At 46.9% G+C, this 10,577-nt stretch carries 12 protein-coding genes; 6 read left to right on the top strand and 6 right to left on the bottom strand.

Annotation, left to right across the window (positions count from 1 at the left end; translation table 11 throughout):
- Positions 1-166: 166 nt before the first annotated feature.
- Genes argS through QSJ47_RS06370 form a run of 4 tightly spaced genes read right to left on the bottom strand, consistent with a single transcriptional unit; the run spans position 167 to position 4,774 of the window.
- Complete coding sequence (argS, locus tag QSJ47_RS06385) at positions 167-1,783, bottom strand: arginine--tRNA ligase (RefSeq protein ID WP_285602802.1); 1,617 nt, start codon at positions 1,781-1,783, stop codon at positions 167-169.
- Between the two features lie 2 nt (positions 1,784-1,785).
- Positions 1,786-2,022 (bottom strand): twin-arginine translocase TatA/TatE family subunit, encoded by a 237-nt coding sequence (locus QSJ47_RS06380; protein WP_221272505.1) that lies wholly within the window; start codon positions 2,020-2,022, stop codon positions 1,786-1,788.
- A 9-nt stretch (positions 2,023-2,031) separates the two neighbouring features.
- Positions 2,032-2,655 (bottom strand): guanylate kinase, encoded by a 624-nt coding sequence (gene gmk / locus QSJ47_RS06375; RefSeq protein ID WP_221272506.1) that lies wholly within the window; start codon positions 2,653-2,655, stop codon positions 2,032-2,034.
- Positions 2,648-4,774: a midas domain-containing protein gene (locus tag QSJ47_RS06370; RefSeq protein ID WP_285602801.1), complete on the bottom strand. Its 2,127-nt coding sequence runs from the start codon at positions 4,772-4,774 to the stop codon at positions 2,648-2,650. The genes gmk and QSJ47_RS06370 overlap by 8 nt, the downstream gene beginning before the upstream one ends.
- A gap of 123 nt (positions 4,775-4,897) precedes the next feature.
- Here QSJ47_RS06370 and QSJ47_RS06365 point away from each other — a divergent pair, with 123 nt between their 5' ends.
- Positions 4,898-5,431: a phospholipase D-like domain-containing protein gene (locus QSJ47_RS06365; RefSeq protein ID WP_221272508.1), complete on the top strand. Its 534-nt coding sequence runs from the start codon at positions 4,898-4,900 to the stop codon at positions 5,429-5,431.
- On the opposite strand, the gene QSJ47_RS06360 is transcribed toward QSJ47_RS06365, so the two are convergent.
- On the bottom strand, positions 5,428-6,159 hold the full coding sequence (locus QSJ47_RS06360) for an outer membrane protein (protein WP_285602800.1): 732 nt from the start codon (positions 6,157-6,159) through the stop codon (positions 5,428-5,430). The two genes, QSJ47_RS06365 and QSJ47_RS06360, sit on opposite strands and share 4 nt — an antisense overlap.
- Before the next feature lie 87 nt (positions 6,160-6,246).
- Between QSJ47_RS06360 and flgH the strand changes: the two genes are divergently transcribed.
- From flgH to pseI, 5 genes are read left to right on the top strand one after another with little or no spacing between them, the layout of a single operon-like run.
- A complete protein-coding gene (gene flgH / locus QSJ47_RS06355) occupies positions 6,247-6,954 on the top strand; it encodes a flagellar basal body L-ring protein FlgH (protein ID WP_285602810.1) in 708 nt (235 codons plus the stop codon).
- Positions 6,954-7,646 (top strand): pseudaminic acid cytidylyltransferase, encoded by a 693-nt coding sequence (pseF, locus tag QSJ47_RS06350; protein ID WP_285602799.1) that lies wholly within the window; start codon positions 6,954-6,956, stop codon positions 7,644-7,646. Before flgH ends, pseF begins: the two co-directional genes overlap by 1 nt.
- On the top strand, positions 7,621-8,526 hold the full coding sequence (locus QSJ47_RS06345) for a hypothetical protein (protein WP_285602798.1): 906 nt from the start codon (positions 7,621-7,623) through the stop codon (positions 8,524-8,526). The genes pseF and QSJ47_RS06345 overlap by 26 nt, the downstream gene beginning before the upstream one ends.
- A complete protein-coding gene (gene pseH, locus QSJ47_RS06340) occupies positions 8,519-9,088 on the top strand; it encodes a UDP-4-amino-4,6-dideoxy-N-acetyl-beta-L-altrosamine N-acetyltransferase (protein WP_221272512.1) in 570 nt (189 codons plus the stop codon). Before QSJ47_RS06345 ends, pseH begins: the two co-directional genes overlap by 8 nt.
- On the top strand, positions 9,085-10,089 hold the full coding sequence (gene pseI / locus QSJ47_RS06335; RefSeq protein ID WP_285602797.1) for a pseudaminic acid synthase: 1,005 nt from the start codon (positions 9,085-9,087) through the stop codon (positions 10,087-10,089). Before pseH ends, pseI begins: the two co-directional genes overlap by 4 nt.
- Here pseI and fur read toward each other — a convergent pair.
- Positions 10,075-10,530 carry a ferric iron uptake transcriptional regulator gene (gene fur / locus QSJ47_RS06330; protein WP_221272514.1) on the bottom strand — a complete coding sequence of 152 codons (456 nt, stop codon included), beginning with the start codon at positions 10,528-10,530 and terminating at the stop codon, positions 10,075-10,077. The genes pseI and fur overlap by 15 nt on opposite strands.
- Positions 10,531-10,577 lie beyond the last annotated feature (47 nt).

Below are 10,577 nucleotides of genomic sequence, written 5' to 3'. Positions count from 1 at the left end.
AATCCTTTACCTTAAACTTAAACTTGAAGAATTATAACATAAGTTTTTAAGCTCTTGTAAAGTTTAAGAGAAAGATATAAGTTTTTTAGGTATCATGCGTCTTGGTTGGCTTTCCAACCGGGCATGGGCGGGGTAACCTCCCCCTCCTTATCCTCGCCCACCCTTTTTACATTTTCTTCTTGGCTTCAATCCCTAGCAGTTTTAACCCGATTGTTAAACTCAAGCTTACCATTTGGCATAGCTTCAAATAGGGTAATTCTTGGGGCGTGTCTAAAATCCTATGGGCGTTGTAAAAGCTGTGTAAATCCGCCGCGAGGGCTTTTAAATAGTCGCAAATTTTTTGCAATTCCTTGTCGTTGAACGCCCCTTGCAAGACCCTGGGTAGGTTGAGAGCGTTAAAGAGCAAGTTCTGCCCGGCGGGGGGCAAGTCCAATAGGTGGCTTTGGTGCACCGCCTCTAAGCTCCCCCCTTTTTGGGTGAATTTGTCTAGCATGGTGTGGATACGGGCGTTGGCGTAATGGATATAAAAAATGGGGTTGGTGCTATCCGTGTTTTGCAAGCTCGCCACATCAAAGTCTAAATGCGTGTCTAGCTTTTTAGACAAGAAAATAAAACGCAAAGCGTCCTTGCCCATGTCTTGCAAGACATCTTTAAGCAACACGAAATTGCCCGCCCGCTTGCTCATCTTATAAGGCTGCCCGCCCTTTAGCAGAGCCACCATTTGCACCAACAAAACCTCTAACTTGGACGAGTCGTAACCCAAGAACTGCAAGGATGCTTTAATGCGGGGGACATAGCCGTGGTGATCTGCCCCAAAAATATTAATGTAGTGGTGATAGTCCTGCTGAAACTTATAGTCGTGGTAAACAATATCGGGGGCTAAATAGGTAAAATCCCCATCAGCTTTACGCACCACGCGGTCTTTCTCATCGCCAAAGTCGCTGGATTTAAGCCACAACTTACCCTCTTCTTCATACACTCCCCCGCCCGCCTCTAGGCGTCGAAACACCTCTGCACTCTTAGAAAACACCGCCTTTTCGCTGACATACGCATCCATATGCACGCTCGCCTCAGCTAGGGTTTCTTGGATTTCTGTAAGCATTAAATCCTTAGCAAAACCCCCAAACTCTGCGCTCAACACCTCCTCATCCACCCCCTCTAAACTCTCTATTTTAAAGTGCTCTTTAGCGGCTTGGGCAAGCTCATAGATATACTCCCCCTGATAGCACTCTTTGGGATAATCCACTTGATAGCCTAAACTCTCTTTAAGCCTTAAAAACACAGATAGCCCCAAAGTTTTGATCTGTGTGCCCATATCATTGACATAATACTCGCTATGCACCTTATAACCCAAGAATTTAGCGAGTCTACAAAAGCTGTCCCCAAACACCGCCCCCCTTGCATGCCCGATATGCAGGGGCCCCGTGGGGTTTGCGCTCACAAACTCCACATAATAACTCTCCTCTTTGCTGGGCTGTTTGCCAAAATCCTCCCCTAAAGTTAGAGCCTCATTACAAAGGCTGTTTAAAAACTCTTCTTTGAGTGTGAAGTTGATATACCCATTGAGCGGAGCGACTTGGCTAAACACCTCTTGGCACTCGGGGTGGGTGCTTAAACTCTTTGCCAGATCTTCAGCAATGAGTTTAGGGGCTTTTTTACGCACCTTGGCTAGGGGGAAGGCCACCACGCTGGCGTAATGCCCTAAAGAGCGATCTTTGGGGTGCTCTAGCACCACTTCAGTTTGTAACACCCGTTCTAATAACTCCTTGACTCTGCGGTGCATGGTTAGCTTTGTTGTTCTTGCTTGGGGGCGGTGGGGGTGGGTTGCGCGCTCTGTTGCGGGGGTTGCATGCCCACACTCTCGGGTTTTTTGCCCTCCTCCTCGTCCTCCTTAATCGCCTTTTTGAAGTTTTTAATCCCGCTGCCTAGCCCTTTGGCTAACTCGGGGATTTTCTTTGCCCCAAATAAAAGCAAAATCACCGCTAAAACAATCAACCAATGCCAAACACTAAAAGTACCCATTTTTATCCTTTATTTATGACTTGCACCCCACGCCTCACAAAATGTCTCTTTGGGGAACATCTGTTGTTTGTAGCCCAGGGTGTGGGCGACTTCCAAGACCATTCTTTTAGACAATTCCAAATCCTCGTTAATCAACACATAGTCAAACAACTCGATCTCTTGGATCTCTTGCAAGGCGGTTTGTAAACGCCGCTCGATCATCTCGTGGCTGTCTGTGTGCCTTTGTTCTAGGCGTTCTTTTAAGGTGTGGATGTTCTTTGTAGTGATGAAAATAGAAGTTGCTTTTTTGTAAACTTCTTTCACACTGCGATGCCCTTGCACATCGATGTCAAACAAGACCAACTTGCCCGCCTTTAGGGCCTTGTTAATCGGCTCTAGCGAAGTACCGTAATAATGCCCATGCACCTTAGCCCACTCTAAAAACTGCTTATTCTCAATGCTCTTGATAAACGCTTCTTGGCTCACAAAGTAGTAATGTTGCCCCTCCACTTCGCCCGCCCTCTTGGGACGGGTGGTCGTGGAAATGGAAAAGTAAATGTTGGGGCAATGCTGTAATAAATAGCTGATTAAAGTGCTTTTGCCCGAACCACTAGGCCCTGCTAAAACCAACATGCGGTAAGCGTGGTTACTCATCTTTATCCGCTAAATTGACTTGTATTTTTAATGTTTTGCCCTCTAAGAGTTTGGGGTCAATGGGTAGGTCTTTGAGCAAATCTTGCAAATTAAAACTCAAATGCAAGGGTGTTGCTCCCATTTTAAGGCTTTCTGTGGGCGCGCTCTCTTGGAGGGTTTCTTGCGCCTTTTGCTCTTGGGGAGCTTCTGCTTGGTCTTTTGTGGTTTCGGGTTTTGGGCTTTCTGTTTCTTGGGGGGGTTCTTCTGCTAAGTTTTCTATCTCTTGGGGGGCTTGCTTAGTGTCTGCTGGGGGTTTTTTGGGGCTTGGGGCTGGGGCTTCATACGAGCCGTCCACCACGCTAGACATCACCGGTTCGGGGATGTCCTCAATGTTTTCATACTCTTGCGGGTCTTTTTCTAGCTCTACTTGAGATTCTTGCGTGTCTTTTGTCGCAGGGGTGTTCTCTAACTCTGCTTGGTTTTCTAGCTCTGGGTCTTCTTGTGCACTCTCTTGGGGTTTTAGGGGTTCTTGTAGGGTTTCTTGAGGTTCTTGCGCTTTAGGGGTTTCTTGTGCGCTCTCTTGTGTTTGTGGTTCTTGTTCTTGGGGCTCAGGTTCTTTAGGGGCTGTGGATGTGTCTAAATCGTCCAATCCCTCTAGCTTGGGGACTTGCGCCTCTTCTGTGGTCTGAGGTTCTTGCGCTTTAGGTTCGGGTTGTGGTGCGGGTTCTGTGGATTCTAACTCTAAATCATCTAACCCTTCCAATTTGGGGACTTGCGCCCCCTCTGTGGCTTGGGCCTCTTGTTCTTCGGACTCTTGCTCCAAATTGTCTAGCCCCTCCAAGTCCTCTAATCCCAGTTGTTCTAAATTTTCTTGCGCGCTCTCCATGGTTTGGGGCTCTAGCTCTTTGGGGGTTTCTGTAGCGTTCTGTGTAGCTGTGGGTTCTTGTTCTGTGGGGATTTGGGTTTGTGATTCTTGTGTGGGTGCTTCTAATTCTGTGGGTTTGGATTCTTGGGGGATCTCTTCAGTAGGATCTGCAACTTGGGGTGTTGGTTCTGTAGATTTAGATTCGGGCTCTTGTGGGGTTTCTGCGCTTTTTTGAGCCTCTGCTTCTAGGGCTTCTAGTTTCCCTAGCATATCCATGGGGTCCTGGTCTGCGTTTTCTTTAGGGGCTGGGGGCTCTTTGGAGGTTTGTAATTCGGGTTTTTTAGGTTCCTCGATTTCGTGGTCTGCAGATCGCATGAGATCGCCCATGTTTTGCATGCTGTCCATCAAATCCTGCGCCTTTGGAGAGTCCTCTTGCACCAAATCCTCTAACATTTTATCGTGTTCTAAGCCGGCGTGGGTTTCATCCTTACCGCTATCTATGGGCAACAAATCCTCCAAATCCAAAGCTAGGGGGCTTGGTTGGGGGACTTGTTCATCGGGGGAATTTTTAGCTTCTGCTGCTTGGGGAGAGACCGCTTGGGGCTCGGGCTCTTGATGTTCTTGTTCTGGCTTTGACTGGGATTCTTCTAACTCTTGGAGCCCTTGCTCTTGGGATGTTTCTAGGTCTTTGACACTTTCTTGTGGCATTTGGGCTTCAATCTCTTTTTCTGGGAACTCTTGGGGGTTTTTTTCTAGCGTGGACTTGTCCTCTGGGATTTCTAAAACTTCCGCCTTTTGTCCATCTTGGGCTATAGGCTTATTAATATCTAAGAGCCCCTCTAGCTGGTCAAGGCTCGAGTTAATATCCTTAAAAAAATCACTATCTGATTCAACCGTCGGCAAGTGCGTCTCCAGCTCATTTGCGGGGTAAACGGTGGGCGATGCAGATCCCATATTCCTTTGGAGAATATGGAGCACATCTGTGGGTAAAAAGGGTTTTTTGATATAGTGAGTGAATTCTCCAAATTCTTTAATACCCTTACGCAACAAAAGCCCACTAAAAGACACCCCACCTAAATGCGGTTTTAGGCACTCATATTCCTCACCATCTACCGCTGTGTCATCAGCGAAAAAGAAACAATCCCGATTTTCCTCAAGGGTGGGCAAAATCTCTTTAACATGCTCCTCGGCTACAAGCTCTAAGCCTAGCTTCTTGGCGATGTTCTCAAAAAGTTTACCCACCATTTTGTTCTGGTTTACTAAGAGAATTTTCAAGGACACTCCTTAAGCTAGGCTACCTAGGCTGCGGATTATAATATAAGTTCCCTTGATTTGCTTTAATTTGCTTTAATTTAACTAATTCAATTTACTTTAACAACACCACTCAAAGGAAGTCCCATGGGTCGCTTAAAAACTTTTCTACTCCCTTGTCTGTTAGCCTCTGTTTTACAAGCCACCCCTACCCTATACATGCTCCCCTACGAACAACACGAAGCCTTAAAAAGCTTGATTAGTGGGATCAACGCCGCTAAAAGCCAAATCAACATCTCCATTTACAGCTTTACACACAAGGACATCGCTAAAGCCCTTAAAGACGCGGCGAGTCGGGGCGTGAAAATCCACATCATTTACGACACCAGTGGGGCACAAGGCAAGTACTCCACAATGGGCTATCTAGCTAAATATAGAGGGATTTCTACCTGCACTCTCAGCGGTAGGCAAGCGCACTTTTTTGGCAAAGGCAAAGAGTACAGAGGCATCATGCACCAAAAACTCGCCATCATTGACAACAACACGATTTTTTTAGGCTCGGCTAACTGGAGCAAAAACGCCTTTGAAAACAATTATGAATTGCTACTAAGGGATAACGACCACAGCCTCATCCAAAAAGCCCAGAGCTACTACAAAAAAATGTGGAGCGAATGCCGCTAAAAGTGATAATTATAGCCAATGTAAAAGGCAAAGGTACGGCGGAAGGTAACGCTGTAGTCGCCCCCACTGTAGTAAATGTGGTTGATGGTGGGGATTTTAAAACCAATGTCAATGCCATGCTGCCCCACCACTAAAGCCCTAAGTCCCACATTAAAGAGAAACTGAAATGCACTCACGCTAGGGCTGGCATCAGCGGGTAAACCCATTGCCTTTTGCCCATCTGCACCTATAAGCCAAGAGGTCCCCGCAAGGGCAACCCCCACATAAAAGCCCAAGTCCAAAGAAATGTCGTTACGATAAAAAGCCCCTTGAAAGAAGTTATAAAAAAAATCCGCCGCCGCACCATAGGTGAGTAAATTATTACCCCCATAATACTGCCCTCCCCCATAGAGGGTTTTAGGGTAATGTGCGCCAAAACCCTGCCAGTCTAAAAAGGCGTAGTAACGCGCTCCAAACATTTGGTCTTTTCTAAAATAGCCCGTGTAGCCCACATTAAAGCCCAACCCATTTGCCCCCGCATTCATGTTGTCGCGCCCGGGGTGGCTTGTGCTCATGGCACTAGAGTTTTTGGTTAGGATCGTAACCGCGCCTGTTTGGTAATTTGCGCCCACAAAGAGCCCGTCCGTCCAAGAGTTATGTTGCCTGAATTGATCGCTACTTTGCGCCTGTGCGGACACCAACCCCAAAGCCGTTCCAAAAACCCAACCCAATACCTTCTGTTTTGCCATACCACTCCCTAAAATCTTGGTGATAAGCCCTTATTATAGTATAATTTAGCCCTAAAATATGCCAACCTCAAAGGATACTCTATGGTGCTGCAACGGATTTTTAGCCTGGGCGTTTTGGCTGTGGGGATTTCTTTTATGGGGGCTGTGGAGCCTAGCATGAAATTTGACCCCCCCGATTATGTCGAAGACATGCCCTCTAAAGAGTTTATCCCGCAAATTGCCAAGCCGGGCAGTTTATTCGGGCAGGGCGAAAGACCGCTTTTTGCCGACAGACGAGCGATGAAACCCAATGATTTAATCACCGTGATTGTGTCCGAAAACTCCAGCGCAAACTACAGCACCTCTAAAAACTATACCAAAACCTCTAATGGCACTGCTACAGCCCCACGCCTTACCTACAATGGCACAAACCCCAACAAGCGCAACCAAGCCCAGTTTTTAGACGACAATACTAACTACAGCCTCACGCAATCGGCGACCAACAACACCTTTAAGGGCGGGGGTGCGCAGAAGAAAAGCGAAGATTTAAAACTCACCCTCACCGCACGCATTGTCAAAGTCCTAGAAAATGGCAATTATTTTATCTATGGTAGCCGTGAGGTCTTGGTCGATGGAGAAAAACAAGTCATTAAAATCAGTGGGGTGATCCGTCCCTTTGACATCGCGCGCGACAACACCATCCAATCTAAATACATTGCGGATGCCAAGATTTCTTACACAAATTTGGGGGCACTGAGTGCCAGCAACAAGAAAAAAGTGGGGGGAGATGTGCTAGATTCGAGCTTTCCTTACTGATGATTGCCTTAATCTTGGCGCGTGGGGGGTCTAAACGCATTCCGCTTAAGAATATTGCGCCCTTTTTGGGCAAGCCCCTTTTAAGCTATGTCATTGAAACGGCACGAGCTAGCCAACTTTTTAGTCAAATCTTTGTCAGCACAGACCACGCCCAAATTGCCAAGATTGCCAAAGAAAATGGAGCGTGTGTTTTAGAACGCCCCACCCATTTAGCCGATGACTTTAGCACGACCCTAGATGTGGCTAGCCATGCCGCTTTAGAGCTCAAGTTAAAGCCTGAAGCTTTGCTTTGCGTGCTTTACGCCACTAGTGTGCTTTTAAGGACTACACACCTTAAGGATGCTCTGCAAGCCTTGCAGACAAACCCTCACAAAAAATACGCCTTTGCTTGCAGTGCTTACAGCGCCTCGCCTTACCGCAGCTTTAGCATTCAAAACAACACCCCCACCCCACTTTTTGCAGACAACATGTCCAAACGCTCGCAGGACTTGCCCTTGCTTTACCACGATGTCGGGCTTTTTTACTTAGGGCAAGCACAGCATTTTATGGCTAAAGAACCCCTCCTTGCCCCCCACTCCTTGCCCCTCATCTTGCCCCAAGCGTGCGTGCAAGACATCGACAGCCTAGAAGATTTAACCATCGCTACCTTGAAGTACACAACTCTTCATGAAAACGATTTATCTTTTTGCTGATGCCAGCCCACAAAGTGGGCTGGGGCATTTAAGGCGCATGCAAAAGCTCAAAGTCTTGTTAGCACCTTTGGCAAAAGTGCGCCTTTTTGCCCCACACCCGCTAGCCGATGAACCCATTTCTTGGCTCAATCAAAAAACTTTAGGGGCTGATCTGTGTGTTGTGGACAGCTACTTAGCCACATCTAAGTTTTACGCCCAAGTGCCAACCCCCTTAGTGGTTTTTGAAGATTTTTATAGGGCAGAAATAAAGTTTTCTAGCTCCACTTATATTTTTAACCCCGCTTACAATGCCCACACAGCCTATCCTCAAGAGTTGCAAAATCACCCCCATTATTTTTTAGGCAGTGGGTATTACCCCATTGATCCCATATTTTGCCAAGTAAAATCCCTAAAAACCACCCCTAAAGAAGTCTTGCTGTGCTTGGGGGGCAGTGATTTAACTTTAACTCTCTTGCAAAACGCCCTAAAGCTTTTAAAACACACCCCCCTAAAAATCCATACCATCGCCCCCAAGCCTTTACTGCCTCACTTGCCAACAGCCCACAACTTTGTTTTTGAGCCGCTCTTAAACCCCACAGAGCTCGCTAAGCGTCTATCTCAAGCCGACATTGCTCTATTTGGCGGGGGGCAGATGATCTATGAAGCCATCTTAAGTCAAACCCCACTCATTAGCCTACCCATCGCCTCTAACCAGCTCGCCCAAGTGCAGGCCCTAGCCAAAGTGGAAGCGTTGTTTCTCGCCAGCCTAGACAATCTTTTATGTGTGTTGCAAGATTTGCTAGACCTAAACGCTAGGGAGCGCATGCAAGCCGCCCAAAAGAGTTTAAAACTTGGGGATAAGCTCCTCCCCACTTTACAAGAGATTTTAACCTATGCTTAAGCACCTATTAACCCAAAGCTTTGAAATCCCTAGCCAGCATTTTGATAAGAGCCCACCCTTGCACGCTTGCCACTTTTGCCACACCACCAAAGCCGAAAAGCTCCAAATCCTAGACTTCCGCAACCACCCCACCACCACCGCTTGGATGTATACGCAACACATTTCTAAAGAAGCGCATTTGCATTTCATCGAGCAGCTGCAATACAGCCAAAACGCCGCCTACTATCTTTTTAAACAAGGTGAGACATTGCTAGGCGTGGGTTCTCTCACCCGTATAGACTTTGCCCACAACCACGCCTTCTTGGGTATTTATAAAAACCCAGACTTAAAGCACATCGGGGCTTTGATCTTAGATGGGCTAGAGTTCATCGCTTTTTTTAAGTTTGGCTTGCACGCCTTGCATTTGGAAGTGATGGCAAACAACACCCATGCCATTGTTTTTTACGAAAAACACGCCTACCGCAAGGGTGGGTTCTTGCGCGACTTTGTATGCCACGAAGACACTTATTACGATGTATGGCTCTTTTCTAAAATTTCTCCTCTAGACAAAGGCTTAAAATGACCCCCCTGGTCGTAGCAGAACTTAGTGCTAACCATGCTAACTCCCTAGAAATTGCTAAAAAATCCCTAATTGTGCTTAAAAATATAGGCGTGGGGGCGGCAAAGTTGCAAACCTATACCCCAGATTGCCTGACCCTGCCCATTAACAAGCCACCCTTCATCATTGAAGGCACGCTTTGGGATCAACAAAGCCTCTACGCACTCTACCAAGAAGCCGCCATGCCCCTAGAGTGGCACAAACCGCTTTTTGAGCTTGCCAAGAGTTTGGATTTATGCCTCTTTAGTTCGGTGTTTAGCCTCAAGGGTTTGGAGCTGTTAGAGAGCCTAGATTGCCCCCTTTATAAAATCGCCAGCTTTGAGATCACGGATTTAGAATTATTGCGCCACACCGCTAGCACCAAAAAGCCCTTAATCATTTCTACGGGTATTGCCACGCACGAGAACATCCTAGATGCGCTAGAAGTGTGCCACAAAGTGGGCAACACAAACATCACGCTTTTAAAATGCACCAGTGCCTACCCTGCCCCTTTGCAAGACGCACATTTATTAGCCATGCCAAAATTTAAAGAACTTTACGGCACAGATTACGGATTAAGCGATCACACTTTAGGGCACTTGAGCGCGATTGTCGCCACGACTTTGGGCGCAAGCGTGATCGAAAAGCATTTTACACTCGACAAGAGCTTAAAGACCCCCGATAGTGCCTTTAGCCTAGACACTAAAGAATTTAGCGCACTTGTGCAAGCCGTGAGCGACACCAAAGAAGCTTTAGGTAGCCCTACCCCACCAGTTAAAGAGCCACAAGGAGCGCAATTTGCCCGTTCGCTGTTTGTGGTTAAGCCGCTCAAAAAAGGAGAAACCATCACCAAAAGGCACATCAAAGCCTTGCGCCCCAACGCCGGGCTAGCCCCTAAGTTTCTCCCCCAAATCCTAGGCAAAAAAGCCCACCAAGATTTGGAAGTGGGGCACCCCCTAAGTTGGCAGGATTTACTCGACCCCTGAAGCCAAGCATTTGGCGCAGACCACGAATAATTTCATGTCGTGGCTGACCAATTTGGCTTGGTGCTTTTTGGCGACTTGATTTTGCCGCTCCTCAATTTCTTGGTCGACAAATTCAATGATCTCTCCGCAATGCAAGCAAATAATGTGGTCGTGGTGCTCCTTTGCTGCAATCTCGTAACGCCTGCCGTTTTTATTCGTTTCTAAAGTGTAAATAAAATTTTCTTTTTCTAAAAAATTTAAAATACGGTAAACAGAAGAGATGCTGGTGTTTTTGTCGTTTTGACGGATGCTTTGTGTGATTTCCTCGGGACTTAAATGCGTCCCGCTTTTGTAGAGCACGCTCACCACTTCCTCACGCTGTTTGGAATTTTTAAGCCCATTTTTGCGGATCGCCAAACGCAAGCGCTCCAAAATGGATTCTAAAGTTTCTAGTCGGTTCATGCCAACTCCTTATTAAAATCATCCCATAAAAGAGAGCGAAAGTCGCT

The organism is Helicobacter sp. NHP22-001 (assembly GCF_030270165.1).
GTDB lineage: Bacteria > Campylobacterota > Campylobacteria > Campylobacterales > Helicobacteraceae > Helicobacter > Helicobacter gastrofelis.
Note: the sequence above shows the minus strand (reverse complement) of the source record. Positions and strands in the feature narration are given on the sequence as shown.

Coding starts and splice junctions, on each gene's coding strand:
- argS (WP_285602802.1), bottom strand. CDS start 1,783: ATGCACCGCAGAGTCAAGGAGTTATTAGAACGGGTGTTACAAACTGAA.
- QSJ47_RS06380 (WP_221272505.1), bottom strand. CDS start 2,022: ATGGGTACTTTTAGTGTTTGGCATTGGTTGATTGTTTTAGCGGTGATT.
- gmk (WP_221272506.1), bottom strand. CDS start 2,655: ATGAGTAACCACGCTTACCGCATGTTGGTTTTAGCAGGGCCTAGTGGT.
- QSJ47_RS06365 (WP_221272508.1), top strand. CDS start 4,898: ATGGGTCGCTTAAAAACTTTTCTACTCCCTTGTCTGTTAGCCTCTGTT.
- QSJ47_RS06360 (WP_285602800.1), bottom strand. CDS start 6,159: ATGGCAAAACAGAAGGTATTGGGTTGGGTTTTTGGAACGGCTTTGGGG.
- pseF (WP_285602799.1), top strand. CDS start 6,954: ATGATTGCCTTAATCTTGGCGCGTGGGGGGTCTAAACGCATTCCGCTT.
- QSJ47_RS06345 (WP_285602798.1), top strand. CDS start 7,621: ATGAAAACGATTTATCTTTTTGCTGATGCCAGCCCACAAAGTGGGCTG.
- pseH (WP_221272512.1), top strand. CDS start 8,519: ATGCTTAAGCACCTATTAACCCAAAGCTTTGAAATCCCTAGCCAGCAT.
- pseI (WP_285602797.1), top strand. CDS start 9,085: ATGACCCCCCTGGTCGTAGCAGAACTTAGTGCTAACCATGCTAACTCC.
- fur (WP_221272514.1), bottom strand. CDS start 10,530: ATGAACCGACTAGAAACTTTAGAATCCATTTTGGAGCGCTTGCGTTTG.